Origin of the sequence: Marinicella rhabdoformis (genome assembly GCF_009671245.1) — a bacterium.
Lineage (GTDB): Bacteria > Pseudomonadota > Gammaproteobacteria > Xanthomonadales > Marinicellaceae > Marinicella > Marinicella rhabdoformis.
Genome location: NZ_VTFS01000001.1, coordinates 216,722 through 236,525 on the forward strand (window position 1 = coordinate 216,722; position 19,804 = coordinate 236,525).

Here is a 19,804-nt window from a genome sequence, read left to right on the forward strand (position 1 = left end):
CAAAGGTTTAATAGAACATGCCATTCATTCCACATACTGAAGACGAAATCAAAGACATGCTCGACACCATTGGTGCCGACAGCATCAATCAACTGTTTGACGAGATTCCTGAAGAATTGAGGTCATCAAAATTGGATCAAATTCCAAACCGCATGAGCGAAATGGAAGTGACCAAGTTCGTTACGGCTTTGGCCAAACAAGACGGCACGCCGACCTGTTTTGCTGGTGCCGGTTCTTACGAGCATCACATCCCCGCGGCTGTTTGGCAATTGACCACACGTGGTGAGTTCTACACCGCTTATACGCCTTATCAGCCCGAAGTTTCGCAAGGCACTTTGCAAGTAATCTACGAATACCAAAGCATGATGGCGCATTTGACTGCGATGGAAGTCTCGAACGCTTCTTTGTATGACGGTGCATCGTCTTTGGCAGAAGCTGTTTTGATGGCCGTACGCGCCAACAGAAAGAGCAAGTCAAAAGTGATATTGGTACCTAAAACGGTTAACCCTGTTTACCGCCAGGTAGCACACAATATTGTACATAACCAAGACATTAAATTGGTCGAAGTGAACTTTGATCCAAAGACAGGTTTAATTGACCAAGCTGATTTGGCACAATACGAAGGCCAAGACATCACGGCTGTTGTGGTTCCACAACCGAACTATTTTGGTTTGTATGAAGACGTACATGGTTTGACCAATTGGGCACATAAACAAAAAGCCATGGTCATAGCAGTCGTTAACCCGACTTCACTGGCCTTGTTGTCAGCCCCTGGAAACTGGGGCGAAAATGGCGCTGACATTTGTTGTGGCGAAGGACAACCGATGGGTGTTCCAATGTCTTCAGGCGGTCCTTACTATGGTTTCCTAACCTGTAAAGAAGCCTTGGTTCGTCAAATGCCTGGCCGTATTGTTGGTATCACAGAAGACTTAGAAGGCAAACGTGGCTTCGCCCTCACCTTCCAAGCCCGTGAACAACACATCAGACGCGCTAAAGCGACTTCAAACATCTGTACCAACCAAGGCTTGATGGTCACCGCTTCAACGATCTACATGTCGTTGTTAGGTTCTGAAGGTTTGCGTAATGTTGCCAGCAACTGCATCAAGAACACCGACACATTGAAACAAAAGCTGAAAACTGCTGGTATTGAATTGGCCTTTGATGGCGCGGGTTTCCATGAGTTTGTCATCAAGGTTAATGACGCTGAAAAAACCATTGAACAAATGGCCGCCAAAAACTATGTTGCTGGCGTGAATATTTCAGAGTCTTTCCCAGAACTGGGCCAAGTGATCCTGCTGTGCGTCACCGAAACCAAAACCGACGCAGATTTGGATGAGTTTGTAGCAGCCCTAAAAACCTGCATCTGAGTCACTGAAGTTTCAAATCAAAAAGCCCAAGCTGTTATAGTAAAACTGCTTGGGCTTTTTCATCATTCTGTTAATTTTTTACCGTGCCATGGACAATAAACCCATGTTCCATTGACTTTTTTACCATCTACAGGACACATTTTCTTTTTTACCAACGAACTTAATGGCAAGTTCCATTCGTATGTGTCACCAGAAAAAACCAATGAAAAACTACCTTTCTCAGTCGCTTGTGCTAACGATTGACCTTTGTTGCTTTTATTTTCAAAGGCAAAAAAGTGAAAGTTTGAACCCATTTCTCCTAACATCGCTTCAAACACAGGTTTCATTGATTGAAACAATATTTTCAAGTCTGGATCAAGTTCTGTATCAGCCAAAGGATAGTAAACAGTACCTTCTGAATCCTTCAAAGAAACACCGGTGCGAATTTTATCAGCTGGTTCATAGCTAACTGAACCAAAAGGGCTGATGACACCGTCAACGACAGCAACAACCATATACTTCTCAACCAAATCAGTCACGTCTTTGATGATTTCATCAGTCATAGTAGGATCACTCTCCCCAACTACTTCCCAGTATTCAGTGGGTAACCACCAAACCATTTTCATCGAATCATATGACTCGCTCATCTTTTGAGTTTCAGCCATAAAATCATTCAAATCAACAGATTTGAGATCGGCTTGAACGGTTGAACTCAATACAAAACACATGATAACTTTCCAATGCATACTCAATCCCTAAAAAATAATGTTTCAGTATATCCTAAATTGCATTTTTTAATTCGTCGATTTGGATTTTTAATTGCCCTACCTTAATGCTAAAATATTAAGATGATTAAAAACCTGCTCGACAAACTGTTCTTTGCATTCGGTGTGATTGTATTTTTACAACTGCCCCACTTTATTGACCAATACACCCAGCGCATGGGTGGCTTTGCCGCTTCTCAAGCACAACAAATTTCAGAATACCAAGCGATAGCTGACCAACATTTTGAAGGTAACTTAAATGCTTACATATCTCGCCTAAAAGAAAATACAGACCCAGTGATTGCAGCCTCTGCCAAGATGGTCACTGAAAACATTGAAGGTAACAAAAATATCAATAAAGACTTACAAGTCTATGAAAATGAACCACTTTGGTATCAACTCCCCTATTTCTTATCCCATGTGCGAGTTGATTTAGCACGAGGCACATTCAATAACTTCTCACCAGGCGTACCAATAAATCTGTGGGCTTGGGGCTATGGCATTCTGGGCGGTGTACTGTTCAGTTTACTGTTTCATGGCATGGCTAAAACACCAAAGCTGGTTAAGAAGAAGTTGGTTAAGAAGAAAGCGATTAATTAGGTTAATACATACTTGTAGGTATTTTTAATTAATCAAACATATGCATTCCCACCAACATTAGGGCCCTTAAGGCAGCAGGAACTTGAGGAACGAGGTAAAAATTAATTAGGTTTATTAATCATAGAAGCGTAGGGCGGGCTCCGCCCACCACATATTTTTTTGTGAGCAGAGCCCGCCCTAACTTTCTTCCCACCAAAGCACCTATTTTGGTGGGAAGAATCTTTAATCTGCTTTAGCCTAAGGCAGCCATGGCCGCATCGTAATCCGGCTCATTAACAACATCAGAAACCAACTCGGCATGAATCACTTTGCCGTCTTCGTCAATAACCAAGGTGGCACGGGCATACAAACCCGCCAAAGGGCCGTCGGTCATTTTGACGCCATAATTTTCAGCCAAAGCGTTGTATCTAAAATCTGACGCCGTAACCGCATTATCAACACCTTCAGCACCACAAAAACGATTCAACGCGAAAGGCAGATCCATTGAACCAAACAACAAAACCACATCGTCTCTGCCAGACAGTTTTTGACTGAATGATTTTAACTGTAATGCACAAACGGCTGTATCCACACTGGGAAAAACATTGAAGACCACTTTCTTGCCTTTGTAATCAGAAAGGGATACTTCGCTGAGGTCTGTATTGACCATTTTAAAATCAGGTGCGGTATCACCTACTTGCGGGAAGCTGCCTTGTGTATTTACTGGATTGCCTTTGAAGTTAATGTTTGCCATGCTGTTGTTCCTTATTCAAAAACAATCAGTTTAACCTTGCTTATCTTTGGCTTCAAGACTTTGATGAATTGACTCAAAGTAATGTAAGCCACCCTCACCTCAGTGCCGCTACTGTGTTAAAATCTGCTCCTTATTTAGATACCGTTGATAACACACCGCAAGCGGTTTAATTGACAAAGGACAGTTATGAAATTATTGGTCAGAAACATTGCACGAACAGTTAAAGAAGAAGAGTTAAAGGCAGCATTTGAGAAATTCGGTACAGTCCAATCGTGTAGCATTGTAATCGACAAAGAAACTGGCATTTCCAAAGGCTTTGGTTTTGTCGAAATCCCTAATCCAGGCCACTGTAAAGCGGCAATGAAATCACTCAATGGTAAGGAGTTAGCTGGCTCTTTGTTGCGTGTTAAAAAAGCCGAATCTGCTGAAGACAGAGAAGCCAAAGAAAACAAAGCCATTGAGAAAAAAGAAGCCAAAGCCAAAGCCAAAGAAGAAGCTAAAAAAGCTGAAGAACAGCGTAAAGAAGAGCGACAAGAAGAGCGGTTGGAAGCTGAAGAATCTGCAGCAATAAAATCATTCACTTCAAAAACCAAATCTTATGGTAAAAACAAAGGTGTTAATGACCATATTTGGAAAAAATAATACCCACCTATGTCACCAAGTATGACTGCGACACACCCATTTGAATCTCTAAGCCCTGACTGTGTTATGTCAGCCATTGAACAATTGGGCTATGCTTGCAGTGGACACGTCATGGCGCTGGGCAGCTATGAAAACCGCGTATATCAAGTCGGGTTAATGGACCAAGACACACCGATCATCATTAAATTCTACCGCCCTGGTCGTTGGACTGAAGCGCAAATCCAAGAAGAGCATGACTTCAGTTTTGAAGCTGCTGATCATGACATCCCAGTGGTCACACCGATTAAAAATGATACGGGCCAAAGTGTATTCAAACACCAAGGCTTTATGCTCGCTGTTTTTCCAAGAAAAGGCGGACACTCACCTGAGCTGGATTACCAGGACAACTTGTCGATTATGGGCAGGACTTTGGCTCGTTTGCATAACATCGGTGCCAGTAACACGTTTATACACAGACCACAGTTGAATGTTCAGACTTTTGGTCACGATATTGTGAATTATGTGGCTGAACACCACATCCCATTTGAGCACAAAAGCAGCTATCTGGGTGTTACCGAGCAGATATTAGCTGTTGCTGAGCAACAATTGAACAACGCTCAAAACATCCGTGTACATGGCGATTTACATGTCGGCAATATTTTACTGCGAGATGATTTGGCACATTTGGTGGACTTCGATGATTCACGCATGGCACCCGCGATTCAAGACATTTGGATGCTGTTATCTGGAAATGCTGAAGAACAAGAAGTGCAATTACAAAAAATCATTGCCGCTTACAACGAATTCAGAGACTTTCCACACCATGAATTGCACATGATTGAATCATTGCGCAGCCTGCGATTGATTCACCACACAGGGTGGATTGCCCGACGATGGGACGATCCTGCTTTCCCTGTCGCCTTCCCCTGGTTTGAAGACTTCAATTATTGGACCCACCATATCCAAGACTTACAAACACAATTGGAAGCGATCAATCAATCTGCCACCAGTTATTAACAAGCCCCGTCATTCCAGTCGAGCGAATGGTCAGGTAATGAAATTGGTACGGTTAGAACTTGTTCTAGAAGCGCCGCTTTAATGCCGTAAACCGTGAGGGCAGGAATCTCAAACAACTGATTACATCCTTCGCGGTAATGACGGGAGGTAAAGCACAAAAAAAGCCGATGATTCAAACCATCGGCTTCTTAAACAAACTGATTAACTTGTTTTACAAGTAATCATTCCATTCTTTAACTTTATCAGCTTGTGCTTCTAACAAAGCATCAACGTCACCTTCTAATTCGATGGTTTGGATTGAATCACCGCCAGCAATTGAGTTAACCACTGCTTGATCTGCTTCAGACACCACTTCACCGAAAACTGAATGTTTGCCGTCTAACCATGGTGTCGCAACGTGTGTGACGAAAAATTGTGAGCCATTGGTGCCAGGGCCTGCATTGGCCATTGATAAAATACCTGGCTTGTCATGCTTTAAAGAGGCATCAAATTCATCTTCAAAACGGTAACCTGGCCCACCAGTACCCGTACCAATTGGACAACCACCTTGTACCATGAAATCTGGAATCACGCGGTGGAAAGACAAATCATTATAGAAACCGTTTTTAACTAGATTGACGAAGTTCGCTACAGTTACTGGCGTTTTTTCGTCAGTTAAATTGATATTTATGTCACCTTTACTCGTTTTGATGGTCGCTTTGATCGCCATAATATTTTCCAAATTAAAAAAACATATGTGGGGTAATTCATTTAATTTTCAAGTTGTTGAGTAAAAAAACCTTGATTGAATATGGATTCATTTTTGGTTATGATATAAACAATAAATTATTGAGAGAAATGATGCGTTTACTGACTATCGTCATGATAGCGACCTCCATGAGTGCGGCCGCTTACTTTGAAGATGACATCAAAAATATCGAGCCGCAAATGATTGAATGGCGTCGTGATTTTCATCAAAACCCTGAGCTCAGTAACCGAGAATTCAGAACCGCTAAAATTGTGGCTGAACACCTATCCAAACTGGGTATGGAAGTTCAAACTGAAATTGCTCACACGGGTGTTGTTGGCCTACTTAAAGGTGGTAAACCAGGCCCTGTGGTCGCCCTTCGCGCTGACATGGACGCCCTCCCCGTTACTGAACAAGTTGACTTACCCTTTGCCTCTAAAGCCACTGACACTTACCGTGGCGAAACAGTCGGCGTGATGCATGCTTGTGGTCATGACAGCCATGTCGCCATGTTAATGGCTGCGGCAGAAGTATTGGCTCAAAATAAAGAAGACATTGCCGGTACCGTGATGTTTATATTTCAACCCGCTGAAGAAGGCGCTCCCAAAGGAGAAGAAGGTGGTGCTGAATTGATGCTCAAAGAAGGTGTCTTTGATCAATTAAAACCTGAAGCGGTGTTCGGCATCCATGTCACTTCTGGACAACATTCAGGCAATGTACTTTACAGGACAGGACCTTATATGGCGGCTGTAGATGATTTTGAGTTGACCATCAAAGGCAAACAAGCCCACGGCTCACAACCTTGGAAAGGCATTGACCCGATTGTCACTTCGGCACAAGTGATTAACTCAGTACAAACCATCGTGTCTCGAAAAGTCAATGTGACAAAAGCGCCTGCCGTTGTTTCATTTGGCGCCATCAAAGGTGGCATCAGAAACAACATCATTCCTGATGAAGTCACCATGGTCGGTACGATTAGGAATTTTGACATGGACATTCGTGATCACATTCATGATCAATTACATCTGATCACCAAGAACGTGGCAGAAGCCAATGGTGCAGTAGCTGAATTCAAAATCAACCATGGCTATCCAGTGACTGTAAACAACCCAGAGTTAAGTGAGCTCATGAAGCCGACATTGGCCAAAGTTTTTGGCGCTGAGCACATCATAGATTCTGCTTTGATTACAGGTGCTGAAGATTTTTCATTTTTTGCTAATGAAACCCCTGGCCTTTATTTCTTCATAGGCATCACACCCAAAGATCGCTCATTGAACGGCATCCCATCTAACCATTCTCCACAATTTTACATTGATGAAGCGGCTTTAATTAAAGGCGTTGATGTGTTTGTTCAATTGGTCATGGATTATCCCCAAGCTCAGTAAATATGACAAATTTGATTCATCATGCCAAGCTCATCACGGTGAGCTTGGCATTGATTTTTTTGGTAGCCTGTCAAAATAACAAACGACCAGATTTAGGCCGGCTTTATCTAGACCATGCCACAGATTTCAGTAATACTCCATTAATAGTTATCCATGGCACCATGGGCAGCAAATTGCGCCATAAGGAAACACATGAAGAAATGTGGATTGGTAATTTAAAGAAGCTGGCCTTCTCCAATTACCGTGATTTGGCCTTAGAAATCAACCCAGCAACACTTAACAACCTAAACAGTGAGTTAGAAGCATTTGAAATATTAGACTCTGTTTCTGGTGTTAATTTTTATGAAAACTTGATACAAGTTTTAACTGAAGTCGGTGGTTATCAATTGAACAAGGTGCATGAGCCCATACAACCTGGAAGGCCGCTCTATTTATTCAATTACGACTGGCGACAAGATAACGTTGTCAGCGCTCAGAAACTCAGTCAATTCATTGATGACATCCTAATTAAACACCCCAGCCATCAAAAAGTAGATGTTGTGGCGCACTCTATGGGAGGGCTTATCGCCCGATACTATATGCGTTACGGAGATAAAGACGTTTTAGATGGCAATATTTTTACAGGCAAAACCACTGCCAATAAAATACGGCATGCGATTTTTTTGGGCACCCCGAATTTAGGCTCGGTATTAACAGTGAATCGCTTTATCAATGGTTTTAACTTTAACCTGAGAACCATTCCCATTGATGTTTTGGCCACCATGCCCAGTATTTATCAATTATTACCCTATGGCCAACATGCATGGTTATTTAATACCCATGGCCAGGCCATTCCTTTAGACGCCTATTCGCCAAAAATGTGGCAAGACAACCAATGGGCAGTCTATGACCCTATAGTACAAGAAAATTTCAGAAAACAGTTTGATGATCCTGCACTTGCTGACACCGCTTTAACAACCCTCATTACTTTCTTTAACAAACAGTTAGAACGAGCCCGCCGATTTGCATGGGCTTTATCAGTCGAGTTAAAAGGGCAGCAACATGAGTTCATTGTCTTTGGCGGAGACTGTAATATGACCACCAATAAACTGGTCATTGAGAACATTGATGGTCAAAATCATATCAGATACAAACCTCAACAAATCACACACCCCGTTCCAAACATAGACTACAGAAACTTGATGCTGTCACCCGGAGATGGCCAAGTCACTAAATCGTCATTACTGGCACGTTTTGAAACACAATTCAGTCCAAATTTTGAACCCGCTGTGCCCATAAAATACCCCATATTTTTATGTGAAAACCACCTTAAATTAACCCGAAATTTAAATTTTCAGGATAATTTATTGCACATCCTACTTCAATAATTTGAACACCCATTCTGTAGTTTCATCAAGCTAGGTAACACGTGCTCATTCCAAACCCGCTCACGCTCTTCACTTGATGCATCTTCGTGATACCTTTTCTTTACCCCAAAGGTGGATAAGTCAAGGTGTGTGGTGGCTGTGATTTTATGGCGAGCCAGAGATTTACGAGCACAATGTAAAGGACAACCATCCAACACCAGCACTTTTCGGTCTGACTTTGCGGTTTTTAATAAAGAACGCACATCACCACCCACTCCTGCGATGCAAGACATTTCTGCCAAGCGTTCTCGATCTGAGCGAACCGCTAAGGTATTGGCTAATTGGGCTGCACTGGAACAGCCTGAACATGAATAAATCAATGGTAATTTAGCATAGGCTTGTTTGAGTGATAATTTTGTTTCAACGGCTTTAGCTTTCATTAATTTTATCTATTAAAAGGTTCAAAGGCGGTATTGTAATCAGCAACCACATGTCGCCACATGATTTAGATCAAGCACAAATAAACAACCTGCAAACCCTACAATCGTTAAATAATGGCACGCAAATATTGATTTCTTTAGAATGACTTAACACTTCATTAACCGATTATTTCGAATCCACCTGTGAGCCTATTCATACTATAATATATGTTTTTAGTGAGATTAATTGTGAATTCAGATTCAAAATTTAATTTCAAAGCCATTGGTATTATCTCTCTTGTTATTTTGGTTTTGATATTTACCCTTCAAAACATTGAAACTGTTACAGTTAAATTTTTATGGTTTGATTTCTCAATGTCCAGAGCCGTTTTGGTTATCACCTTATTTGTTTTGGGTTTCATCATCGGAAAATTTTCTAATTTTAAAACCAAGAAAAAGTTAAATCATAAGTGACATGGCATACCTTCACAGCTTAATTAACGACCCTTCAGCATGGATTGCTTTACTGACATTAATTATGAAACTGAGTGTCCAAACGAAGCCATCAGCTACGGTGCTGAAATTTATGAGGTTGAAGCCGCATTATGCACGACGTGTATACATTATGTACAGTTTGAAAAGGCCATTGCGATACTGAACAATGCACCAAGGCCTGACTCATCGATTGCAGTATTCTTGACACCAATGATTCAGAAAGCGAAAAAGAATGATTAGAAAGTTTGCGCGGATTCAACCACAAGAATAACTTCAAGCAGATTGTTTTAACAGTTGATCGAGTTGATTGACCTGCGCTGGCTTGCTGAACAAAAACCCTTGGGCTGATGTACAATCTAAACCCTTAATCAAATCAAATTGAGCTTGGGTTTCAACCCCTTCCACAGTCACTTCATAACCCAGATTGTGGCCCATCTCTATCATTGATTTTAAAAGAACATATGATTTTTCATCAGTACAAATGTCATCAACAAAGTATTTATCAATTTTCAATATATCAACTTCAAGGTGCTTCAGTGAAGCAAAATAAGAGTACCTGCTACCAAAATCATCAATTGCCACCTTGACACCCAGTAGTTTTAGTTTTTTGAATATATTGAGGTTTTTCTCGTGCGTTTGCACCACACTTTCAATCACTTCCAACTCCAGTTTAGAAGGCGTGATGCCCGTTTCAATAATGGTCGTATTAACTAAATCAACTATACTTTCATCTAACAAATGATTCGGGGAAATATTAACTGCCATTGTCAAATCGGCAAAACCTTCTTTTTGCCAAGACACACATTGCTTACAGGCTTCATTTAATACCCACTGTGTTAACTCTTTGATCTTTCCTATTTTTTCTGCTGCTGGTATGAAGTCCAATGGCTCTACATTACCAAGCTCTGGATGCCGCCAGCGCAATAAGGCTTCAAAACCAGTCACCTTGGCAGAAGCTATATCAATCTGTGGTTGATACACGATATTGAACTGTTGTTTGTCTATGGCTTCTTTAAGGCATTGTTCCAGTTTAAACCTATACTCCGCATTTCTAGATAATTTGGGTGTATAGAAAGTGGTTTGATTTTTGCCTTTTTCTTTGGCCCGATACATCGACACATCCGCTGCTTTAAATAAACTTGAGATGTCTTTACCGTCATCAGGAAAATGGACAACGCCAATACTGCAAGTTGGATTGATGGTTCTGGAGGCCAAATTCAGTGGTTCTGAAATTTTGTCAATCGACCTTTTGGCAATGGTTCTGGTGGTATTTTCTTTTAGATTTTTGACTAAAATGCAAAATTCATCCCCTCCCAAACGGCCTACAAAGTCCATGGCTCGGCTGGCATCTTTTATTCGACTGGCAATAATTTGAAGTAATTGATCGCCTACGTCATGACCAAGACTGTCATTGACGTCTTTAAAATTATCTAAATCTATATATAACAAACCAAAAGTATCATTTGAGTCCAAACTCTCTTGAATCGTTTTCTCAAGGTTTTGATAAAAGTATGCACGACTGGGCAAGCCAGTGAGTTCATCAATGTATGCCAATGTGTGAACTTTCTTTTGAATTTGATCGCGTTCCATCACGATACCTGCCAACCTGGCTGCAGCTTCTAAATCCGCAGACTCTTCCTCATTGGGCTTGGCCACATGGTTATAATACATACCAAATGCGCCCAATACTTTTCCAGTAGAACTTTTTATCGGTTCTGACCAACAACTGCGCATGCCATGAGGCAATGCGAAATGTTTGATATTAACCCACTTTGGATCGCTGTCGATGTCTTCTACAACCACACGATTGCCAGTATAGGATGAAGTCCCGCAAGAACCCACATCAGGCCCGTATTCTAATCCATGAACGGCATCACAATACGCTTTAGGTAAACTGGGTGCCCCGCCATGCAACAGTTTGTTACCGTGCAGCTCTAACATGGAACAGCGAAGGCCAGGATGACGCTCTTCATACATCAAAGCAATGGCATCATATATTTCAGCAGCAGGCGTGCCAATGGCTATTTTTTTGAGAATTTCTGTATTTTGAGCATTGTGCTTTTCAGCTTTTTTCCGCAGCGTGATGTCAACATGTGTCCCTACCAATCGATCATGTTCACCATCACCTTTACTTGCTACTAAAAACGCCCTAGACAATACATGTATGCTCCTGCCATTACGGTGAAGCATTCGCATTTCAACTTCAAATGAATCGGATTCTCCATTCGTATAAGCTTTAACTTGGGCTAATACACGCTCTTTTTCATCTGGGTGAACCAGTTTGGCCCAAGTTTCTAAGCTGTTTTCTAGCTCATTTTCCTTATAACCCAGCATGCCCTTCCATCTGGGAGAATAATACACTTCATTGGTATTTAAATCCCAATCCCATATGCCATCATTGGCTCCCTTCAGAGCCAAGGTGAAACGCTCGACTTTTTTCTCTAAATTATTTTGCTGACTGATATCAGGAGGTATATTTGTCATTTTAATCCCGCACACACTTTGATTTATCATACAGCTTAAGCCAAAAGAAATAAAGAAATGCCCAGGTCACAGGCACAGAATGCGAGAAAATTGACCTACATTTGAAATCATGTTGTCAATTGCTTTCATCAGATATTAATCCACCTCATTGGGTAAAATCTGAAATTCAATGAAAACATGAGTCATATAGAGGCCAGAAAGTGGTACTTAAAACTCACTGCCAACCGCTTAACCAATGCTGTTGATTTTGCAAAATTTTCCAGTCTATTTCAGCAGCGCGTTTTGTTATGACTGCTTCAATTTCACAGTACAAAACAAGCCCAACTTCATCAAGCTTTAGTTTTGTCACTATAAAATGTTTTTCCTTGTTGACTGGTTTGACTGCAGTCCATTTAGAATGTAACAATTTTTTCGGATTGATTTGATTCACGGAATAAAATACCCAATTCACTTTTAAAAGCACACCATAAGCTTGGGCATGTCGAATTTATGTAAAAAACTGGCCATTAACTCATCCTTGAGTCGAATTGATTCTTACAGCTTCATCCAGCTTTTTTTATAGTTAAAAAATCTGATTATGATTTTAAATCAGGAACTTAAGATTCATTCAGCGGCAGTATTTTCGCTGAGATTGCTTTGCTTTTTTGATGATTGATGCCCTTTTGTCATCGTCTAAAAACACCTTTTTACCCGTTTTAGGGTCCATGCGACTCATGCGAACTTGCTGCTGGTATTTTTTTATGGTGTACCGGGCTTTTTGACACTGCTTTTGATTTTTTAGCGCTGTTTCCTTGGCTTTTTGCTTATTTTCTCTGCGTTGTTCCAGGTAACTCTTTTCAGGCTCTTCTTCTGATTCAGTAACGATTTGAGGCTTTTCTGCCACATCCATGGCTTGCGCAACCTTAGGCTGCCTGTTACTTACTTTAACTTCATCAGTTTGTTGATTTTCTGGCTTTTCAGCAGAATAATGCGTATTGCCTTCTTCATCGACCCATTTATAAAACTTTTGTTTTGAGGTGGCAGTGGATGATAAAAATATCAGGCCAATCAATAATAATTTGTTCATCTATAACAGTCCTTTTTAATGATTAAATCAACCTTTTATTTTTATTCGGTTGTTCATGTCTTTACTTTGTGTGATCAGTTCATTACTGGTATCAACATTTTTGTTTTTTGCCAATCGATCGTACAGAACCACATTAACCGTTGCAGCCAAATTCAAGCACCCAATGGTTGGTATGTACACAACAGCATCAGCTGCATCAATCACTGCTTGATTGATGGTTCCATCTTCTGGACCAAAGACATAATAGGCGTTATCCGGGTGCTCAAATTGATGCAGTGGCACCGCATCCTCAACCAGTTCCACACAAACCACTTTTGCATTGGCAGGTTTCGATTCAATCAAGCATTCCACACCCTTCAAAGGTATGCTTTCACTGCGATTCTTTGTGTCTGTATGAAAACTGGCCGCTTTATCATAGCGGTTTCCCGTATAAAATATAGAGCCCGCAGCAAAACAACCTGCTGCTCGTAAAACCGCACCGACATTGGTTGGGCTCTTTGGATTGATTAATCCGATGGATACCTGAGTCTTGCTCTCTTTTGAATTAGGCTGCTGCATAACAGGTTATTATTTATTAAAAACAGCCTTGATTGAAAACTCAGCTTCACCGGCCTCAACCCAATCACTGGTGTTTCTGTAATAAATCGTCAACCTGTCATCACCCCGTTTGGCGGCAAACATGTAATATTCAGGCTTGTCAGATGATGAATAAGATTGAAAACCTGCTTCTTCAGTCGCTTTGCGATATAAAGCAATCACCTCTTCTCGTGATTTATTTGTGCCAAACCTCGCAATCGACTCCACACGATCACCACCTGCCGTATCGTATGAATCACTGATGGCCAAACGTGCATCGGGCAAGCTCGGCAAGCCAAATGGCATGGTGTATGCTTCGGCTAAAGCCGCACTACCGCAAACAACTGACACAAAAGTCAGTAACATTACTATTCTTTTCATTGGGTTTCCGTGATTATTTTTTTGAATTTGTGGCTATATTAACAGAACGTAGCTTTTTCAGTTTGGATATTATCGTAGGTTGGCGCTGAAAGACGACCAAAAGAAGGGCCATTAAGGCAGCCCAATAAGTTTTTCCGGTTTTGGATTGCGCAGACCTATGCCAACTTACTTTGCTTCAATAATCTCGCCTTATTTAACTTCAGCTACACTTTATAGCATATTAGTATAAACAACAGGTTGATTAAACAAATGATACATCATAATATTCGTTTATTCTAAATTATCTAAAACTAATATAATGGATTTCATAATGAATAAGACTGTATTAAACTTATTGATCAAAAACAAAAAAAAATTAGGATTAATAGCAATTGCTATATCAATTTTGACGTGGTTTTTAGAATTTTATGGCGTGGTTTATGTCTGTCCATATTGTCGAACACAAAGAACAATAATAGGTCTACTAGGCTTATCTCTTTTACTGCCCAACACCAGAAACTGGCTAAACTTGTATGTAGCAACGACTTTAGCAATATTTGGTTTTTTCGTGGCTTCATACCAGCATTTTGAAGGTTGGAAAAAGATAATGTCTGGTAAATTTATATGGGGTGAACAATGGTACCTAAATTCTTGGTTACTTTCTGGTTTTGCCCTTTTTATCATATCCGGCCTACTGTTACTTATTTGGACATCAGTCAAAACAATAGATACAAACAGTAAGTTGAGTCAATAAATTAAATAACCATAACCCAAAGGCCATGTCTTATCGCTTCATGGTGTTTGGGGCTGTATTAATCAAAACCACAGGAGGTGAATGCAAACTTGTTGAGCAATATTGAGTTTATTCTTTTGCCTTTAAGTTTTCCTGCTTCATTTACAAATGATTCGCGCTTCTTTTGGTACAATGCCCTTCCCTTGTGATTTTTCAGATTTATGTTGTTTTCAAAACTCAATATTCAGTCAAGTTCTAACGGCCAATCTGGTCAAAATATGGCATGGCAGCATGTGGCGGGTTTGGCCTTGCCGTTGGCTTTGGCTGAATTACACCAGCAGTATGAGGGTTTGTTGTTGGTTTTGACCGATTCAGTGCACCACAGTCGGGTTTTAGAAGAAGAAATTGCTTTGTGTAGTCCCAAAGACAAGCAAAGCAAAGGTGCACATGTGTTGCACTTTCCAAGTTGGGATACTTTGCCTTACGATGTTTTTTCACCTAATCCTGAAATCGTTTCAGAGCGGATGCAGTTTTTGCATCAGTTGAGCACCATGAAACAGAAAGCGGTTTTGGTGATGCCAGTGCAGAATCTGATGCAGCGTTTGCCTAACAAGGATTTCATCAATGGCCGCAGTTTGAGCATCAAGTTGAATGACCAGTTTGACTTACATCGCTGGCGTGGATTATTTGAAAAAAACGGTTATGTGCATGTCAATGAAGTGCGCGAGGCCGGTGAGTTTGTCGTTCGTGGTGGTGTGCTGGATTTATACCCGATGGGTGCGCATGAAGCGTATCGCATTGAGTTATTCGACGATGAGATTGAAAGCATTCGAGTGTTTGATACCGACACCCAATTGACCATCAAGACGGTTAAAGCCGTCGAAGTCCTGCCGGCCAATGAGTTTCCTTTCGATGACAACGCCCGAGAATTGTTTTTGAGTCGTTTTCGTGAGCAATTCGAAGTAGATACGCGCAAATCAACGATATACCAAGATGTTCGTAAGCAGATTAAGTTTTCTGGCATCGAACAGTACTTGCCGTTTTTCCACAAAGAGTTGAGCGATTTGTTCGATTACTTGCCTGAACAGACGCACTTTGTCCACTGCCATGCCACCGAAGCGATTTTGCACACTTGGGAAAAGCAGATTGAAGCGCGGTATGAAGACCGAAAGCATGATGTGCAACGACCGATTCTCAAACCAACACAGATTTACCAAACAGCTGACCACATATTCAATGCGCTTTCGGCTTTTGAAAGTACTTCCATAAATCAAGCCAAAGCCGATCAAGCCAAAGATAAAATCAATGCCCTAGACTTTCACAGTCAGTTACCTAAACAGTTCAATCCCGAATTAAAACAAAAGTTAAGTGAGTTCTGTGATGACTTCAAAGACCGATTGCTTATTTGCGCTGATTCATTGGGGCGACAAGATTACATTTTAGAAAAACTGAAGTCTGCCGATAAAAAATTCGAAATTTTCAAAAGCATCGCTGATTTTATAAAAAGTGACGCCCAGCGCGGCATCACCATCGCGCCCATTGAAGTCGGCGTTCACTTAAAAGAACAACAAATTTCGATTCTTGATGAAGGCTGTTTGTTCGGCAAGCGCGTTAATCGCAGACAGAAAGTCAAAAAGTACAATGCCAGCCCAGGCGATGTGATTTCAAACTTGACTGACCTGCATTTGGACTCGCCTATTGTCCATATTGACCATGGTGTCGGCCGTTACCGAGGCTTGAAACTGATGGATTACGACGGTGAAGCCGAATACCTGGAAGTCGAATACATGGGCGGTGACAAATTATTCGTGCCCGTTTCATCTTTGCACTTGGTGACCCGATATTCAGGGGCCAATGAAGAAAATGCGCCGTGGCACAAACTCGGCTCAGAAGCGTGGTCAAAAGCCAAAGAAAAAGCGGCCAAGAAAGTCAAAGACGTGGCCGCTGAGCTGCTGTCTTTATATGCCATGCGCGAAGCCGCGGGTGGTCATGGTCTGAAATTGAACCAAGACGACTATTTACAGTTCTGCCAAGGATTTCCATTTGAAGAAACCGAAGACCAGTTGAATGCCATTGATGCCGTTATCAAAGACATGAAAGCGCCGACCCACATGGACCGCGTGGTGTGTGGCGACGTGGGCTTTGGTAAAACAGAAATTGCTTTGCGGGCGGCATTTGCAGCGGCCAATGACGGCTTACAGGTGGTGCTTTTGGTTCCAACCACACTTTTGGCTCAACAGCATTACGACAATTTTGTCGATAGATTCGCACCGTTTCCGATTAAGGTCGCTTTGTTGTCGCGCTTTGTATCTGGTGCTGACACTAAAGAAACCCTGCGCCAATGTGAATCAGGTGGTGTAGACATCGTCATAGGCACCCATAAATTGATTCAAAAGGGCATCAAATTCAAATCATTGGGTTTGGTTATCATTGATGAAGAACACCGTTTTGGCGTCAAGCAAAAAGACAAGCTGAAACAACTCAAAGCCGATGTCGATTTCTTGACATTAACAGCAACCCCCATTCCAAGAACGCTGAATGGCGCATTATCAGGTTTGCGTGATTTATCTATCATTGCGACACCGCCGAAAGCCCGTTTAACGGTCAAAACTCAGGTGGTCGAGTGGAACAACAGCGTTATCAATGAAGCCTGTACACGCGAGATTCAACGCGGTGGCCAAGTGTATTTCCTACACAACGAAGTGCAAACCATTGAGCAGATGGCCGAAAGCATTCAAAAGATCAACCCATCAGCACGCGTGCGGGTGGCACATGGTCAGATGCATGAGAAAGAACTGCAAGATGTGATGGTAGATTTCCACAAACAACGCTTTAATATCTTGGTCTGCACGACCATCATTGAGTCAGGCATCGACATCCCTTCGGCCAACACCATCATCATCAATCGCGCCGACAAACTGGGTTTGGCACAATTACATCAATTGCGAGGTCGGGTCGGTCGATCTCATCACAAAGCCTTTGCTTACATGATCATTCCAAGCTGGAAAGCAGTCAGCAAAGACGCCAAAAAACGACTGGAAGCCATTGAATCTCTTGAAGATTTAGGCTCTGGATTCACCCTCGCCACGCATGACATGGAAATCCGCGGTTCAGGTGAATTATTGGGTGAAGAACAAAGCGGGCAAATTCAAAGCGTCGGCTTCAGTCTCTATTGTGAAATGTTAGAACGCGCTGTGGACGCCTTGAAAAATGGCGAAGAAATTGATATTTTGAGTGAAGATGCCACACACATAGACATTGAACTGAATATCCCTGCCCTGTTACCAGAATCGTATATTTTCGATGTGTACACACGTTTGACCTTATATAAGCGCATGAACAATGCCAAAACACGTGAAGCCTTGGATGAAATTAAAGTCGAATTGATTGACCGTTTTGGGCAATTGCCAGAGGCGGCACAAAACTTACTACATGTATTAAATATCAAATTAAAAGCCAAACAACTCAACATCGCATCATTGGTTATGAATGAAGAGTTTGCCGACCTCAAGTTCAAAACGTTCAGCCCAACTTTTTATGCGCAGTTAATTAAACTGATTCAGTCTAACCCCGGCACATACAAACCCTTGCCAAATGATGGTTTAAGGTTGCTGGGTGAATTCGATTTAGCCGAACAAAGGATTGATGCCATCCACCAATTATTTGATATACTGCAATCATGAAAAAAATGATGTATTTATTACTGGCCATTCAAACAGGTCATGCAGCCAATTACTTACCCTTGTCTTCTGGCATCCAACTATATGATGTTGAAGTGCTGGTGTTCGCACGCTTACTGTCACAACCTGAAAGCAATCAAGTGAGCAACAGAGCTGAAGTTGACTTAACCTCACTCAATGCCATGGAAGCGGCAGATGATGACATGGCATGGTTGATTGAATCAGAAAAACCTGATCAAGAAGGAGACCAATGGCAAGTACCCATTGAGGGTGAAAAGACCAGTGATGCGAAAGCCCTCGCCTGGTTTTCCTTCAATGATTTACCTTCGGACAATGCCGTTTTCAATAAAATTGACAAACACCCCAGTATGCGCGCCTTGTTTTACCAAAAATGGCGTCAACCTGCCACGCCTTATAGAAACCCAGGTTTTGTCAAAATATCAAATTGGTCAGAAGACATTCCAGTAGATCAACCCTTGGATGCACCAGAAGAAGAATCTATAAGAAACAACACATTAGCAGGATTCGCAAACGAAAATGAACCCGAAGATACTTTTTTAGTACCGATAAAACCTGATTATACGATCAGGGGTAAGGTGGCTTTTTCTAAACAAAGGTTTCAACACGGACATGTAGATATTAACCTTTACAGAGAAAGTCTGGATGGTGAAACCATCATTTACCGAACAGAGCAAAGTACCCAAATTGAATTGGGATCATGGCAATATTTTGACCACCCTCAATTTGGCGTTATGATGAAAGTCACTTTAGTTACTGATTTTAGCAACAAACCCTAAAAACCAAAGATGGATAAACAACCAATTAAAATCATTGCTGTTTTTTTATGCTTTTATTTAATCAGCGCATGCCAGATAAAAAATAAAACCACACATCAATCAAAACCGAATCAAATTTGGCAACTCGAAACAACACAAAGTCAACTCAGTTTCATCAGCACCAAAAATAACAACATTGCTGAGTCTCACACCATTAAATTTCTTAATGGACAGATTAACAGCGAACTGAAAATGAAATTGAATTTAGACTTGAATCAGCTGGAAACACAAATTCCTATTCGCAATCAAAGGATGAAAGACCTGCTTTTTGAAACAGCTCGATTTCCAACTGCTCAAATACTAGCCCAAATTCCAAAAACGGTTCCATTCGGCACACCTGTAACCATAGATTTTGAGCTTAATTTACACGGTGTGGTGAACCAGCTTCAGGCAAGAGTTCTGGTGCAAATTAACGCCAAAGACCACTCAATGTCAGTGATAAGCTATAACCCCATCCAAATCAATGCCAAAGCATTTAACTTGGATGAAGGTATTAACCAACTGACACAAGTCGCCAAACTAAAGGCCATCAGTTATGAGGTTCCTGTTGACTTCAAACTGGTATTCAATAAAATCGAACCAACCAATCAATAACTGACCACCGGCACCACAGTAC

At 41.4% G+C, this 19,804-nt stretch carries 20 protein-coding genes; 11 read left to right on the forward strand and 9 right to left on the reverse strand.

The window, feature by feature from the left end; genetic code table 11:
• The first annotated feature begins 17 nt into the window (after positions 1-17).
• Positions 18-1,367 carry an aminomethyl-transferring glycine dehydrogenase subunit GcvPA gene (gene gcvPA, locus FET73_RS00980; protein WP_154222051.1) on the forward strand — a complete coding sequence of 450 codons (1,350 nt, stop codon included), beginning with the start codon at positions 18-20 and terminating at the stop codon, positions 1,365-1,367.
• Positions 1,368-1,429: 62 nt separating this feature from the next.
• On the opposite strand, the gene FET73_RS00985 is transcribed toward gcvPA, so the two are convergent.
• Entirely contained in the window at positions 1,430-2,092 is a 663-nt protein-coding gene (locus FET73_RS00985; protein WP_154222052.1) for a hypothetical protein, read from the reverse strand.
• A gap of 102 nt (positions 2,093-2,194) precedes the next feature.
• Here FET73_RS00985 and FET73_RS00990 point away from each other — a divergent pair, with 102 nt between their 5' ends.
• The gene (locus tag FET73_RS00990) at positions 2,195-2,710 is read left to right on the forward strand and encodes a DUF2937 family protein (protein ID WP_154222053.1); all 516 of its coding nucleotides are present in this window, start codon (positions 2,195-2,197) and stop codon (positions 2,708-2,710) included.
• 232 nt (positions 2,711-2,942) lie between these two features.
• Here FET73_RS00990 and tpx read toward each other — a convergent pair whose 3' ends face one another.
• The gene (gene tpx, locus FET73_RS00995; RefSeq protein WP_154222054.1) at positions 2,943-3,443 is read right to left on the reverse strand and encodes a thiol peroxidase; all 501 of its coding nucleotides are present in this window, start codon (positions 3,441-3,443) and stop codon (positions 2,943-2,945) included.
• A gap of 186 nt (positions 3,444-3,629) precedes the next feature.
• Between tpx and FET73_RS15090 the strand changes: the two genes are divergently transcribed.
• Both FET73_RS15090 and FET73_RS01005 read left to right on the forward strand, forming a co-directional pair.
• The gene (locus tag FET73_RS15090) at positions 3,630-4,085 is read left to right on the forward strand and encodes an RNA recognition motif domain-containing protein (RefSeq protein WP_179952038.1); all 456 of its coding nucleotides are present in this window, start codon (positions 3,630-3,632) and stop codon (positions 4,083-4,085) included.
• 21 nt (positions 4,086-4,106) lie between these two features.
• Entirely contained in the window at positions 4,107-5,081 is a 975-nt protein-coding gene (locus tag FET73_RS01005) for a serine/threonine protein kinase (RefSeq protein ID WP_154223053.1), read from the forward strand.
• A 211-nt stretch (positions 5,082-5,292) separates the two neighbouring features.
• Here FET73_RS01005 and FET73_RS01010 read toward each other — a convergent pair whose 3' ends face one another.
• A complete protein-coding gene (locus FET73_RS01010) occupies positions 5,293-5,790 on the reverse strand; it encodes a peptidylprolyl isomerase (protein ID WP_154222055.1) in 498 nt (165 codons plus the stop codon).
• Between the two features lie 128 nt (positions 5,791-5,918).
• On the opposite strand from FET73_RS01010, the gene FET73_RS01015 reads away from it, so the two are divergent.
• Positions 5,919-7,193 (forward strand): amidohydrolase, encoded by a 1,275-nt coding sequence (locus FET73_RS01015; protein WP_154223054.1) that lies wholly within the window; start codon positions 5,919-5,921, stop codon positions 7,191-7,193.
• Between the two features lie 2 nt (positions 7,194-7,195).
• Positions 7,196-8,560 carry an alpha/beta hydrolase gene (locus tag FET73_RS01020; RefSeq protein ID WP_154222056.1) on the forward strand — a complete coding sequence of 455 codons (1,365 nt, stop codon included), beginning with the start codon at positions 7,196-7,198 and terminating at the stop codon, positions 8,558-8,560.
• On the opposite strand, the gene FET73_RS01025 is transcribed toward FET73_RS01020, so the two are convergent.
• Positions 8,554-8,979, reverse strand: coding sequence for a putative zinc-binding protein (locus tag FET73_RS01025; protein WP_154222057.1), 426 nt, complete (start codon positions 8,977-8,979; stop codon positions 8,554-8,556). The genes FET73_RS01020 and FET73_RS01025 overlap by 7 nt on opposite strands.
• Before the next feature lie 492 nt (positions 8,980-9,471).
• On the opposite strand from FET73_RS01025, the gene FET73_RS15370 reads away from it, so the two are divergent.
• Positions 9,472-9,693 (forward strand): hypothetical protein, encoded by a 222-nt coding sequence (locus FET73_RS15370; protein ID WP_154222059.1) that lies wholly within the window; start codon positions 9,472-9,474, stop codon positions 9,691-9,693.
• 33 nt (positions 9,694-9,726) lie between these two features.
• On the opposite strand, the gene FET73_RS01040 is transcribed toward FET73_RS15370, so the two are convergent.
• The 5 genes from FET73_RS01040 to FET73_RS01060 form a co-directional block, all read right to left on the reverse strand.
• Complete coding sequence (locus tag FET73_RS01040; RefSeq protein ID WP_218944241.1) at positions 9,727-11,937, reverse strand: bifunctional diguanylate cyclase/phosphodiesterase; 2,211 nt, start codon at positions 11,935-11,937, stop codon at positions 9,727-9,729.
• Positions 11,938-12,151: 214 nt separating this feature from the next.
• On the reverse strand, positions 12,152-12,367 hold the full coding sequence (locus FET73_RS01045; RefSeq protein ID WP_179952040.1) for a TIGR02450 family Trp-rich protein: 216 nt from the start codon (positions 12,365-12,367) through the stop codon (positions 12,152-12,154).
• 177 nt (positions 12,368-12,544) lie between these two features.
• Positions 12,545-13,003, reverse strand: coding sequence for a DUF4124 domain-containing protein (locus tag FET73_RS01050; RefSeq protein ID WP_154222061.1), 459 nt, complete (start codon positions 13,001-13,003; stop codon positions 12,545-12,547).
• A 27-nt stretch (positions 13,004-13,030) separates the two neighbouring features.
• Positions 13,031-13,561 (reverse strand): RNA methyltransferase, encoded by a 531-nt coding sequence (locus FET73_RS01055; protein ID WP_154222062.1) that lies wholly within the window; start codon positions 13,559-13,561, stop codon positions 13,031-13,033.
• A 9-nt stretch (positions 13,562-13,570) separates the two neighbouring features.
• A complete protein-coding gene (locus FET73_RS01060; protein ID WP_154222063.1) occupies positions 13,571-13,960 on the reverse strand; it encodes a hypothetical protein in 390 nt (129 codons plus the stop codon).
• A 310-nt stretch (positions 13,961-14,270) separates the two neighbouring features.
• On the opposite strand from FET73_RS01060, the gene FET73_RS01065 reads away from it, so the two are divergent.
• The 4 genes from FET73_RS01065 to FET73_RS01080 all read left to right on the forward strand — a co-directional run bounded on the left by FET73_RS01065 (position 14,271) and on the right by FET73_RS01080 (position 19,782).
• Positions 14,271-14,693, forward strand: coding sequence for a hypothetical protein (locus FET73_RS01065; protein ID WP_154222064.1), 423 nt, complete (start codon positions 14,271-14,273; stop codon positions 14,691-14,693).
• 200 nt (positions 14,694-14,893) lie between these two features.
• Positions 14,894-18,355 carry a transcription-repair coupling factor gene (gene mfd / locus FET73_RS01070; protein ID WP_154222065.1) on the forward strand — a complete coding sequence of 1,154 codons (3,462 nt, stop codon included), beginning with the start codon at positions 14,894-14,896 and terminating at the stop codon, positions 18,353-18,355.
• On the forward strand, positions 18,352-19,149 hold the full coding sequence (locus FET73_RS01075; protein ID WP_154222066.1) for a CsiV family protein: 798 nt from the start codon (positions 18,352-18,354) through the stop codon (positions 19,147-19,149). Before mfd ends, FET73_RS01075 begins: the two co-directional genes overlap by 4 nt.
• A gap of 9 nt (positions 19,150-19,158) precedes the next feature.
• A complete protein-coding gene (locus FET73_RS01080) occupies positions 19,159-19,782 on the forward strand; it encodes a YceI family protein (protein ID WP_154222067.1) in 624 nt (207 codons plus the stop codon).
• The last annotated feature ends 22 nt before the right edge of the window (positions 19,783-19,804 follow it).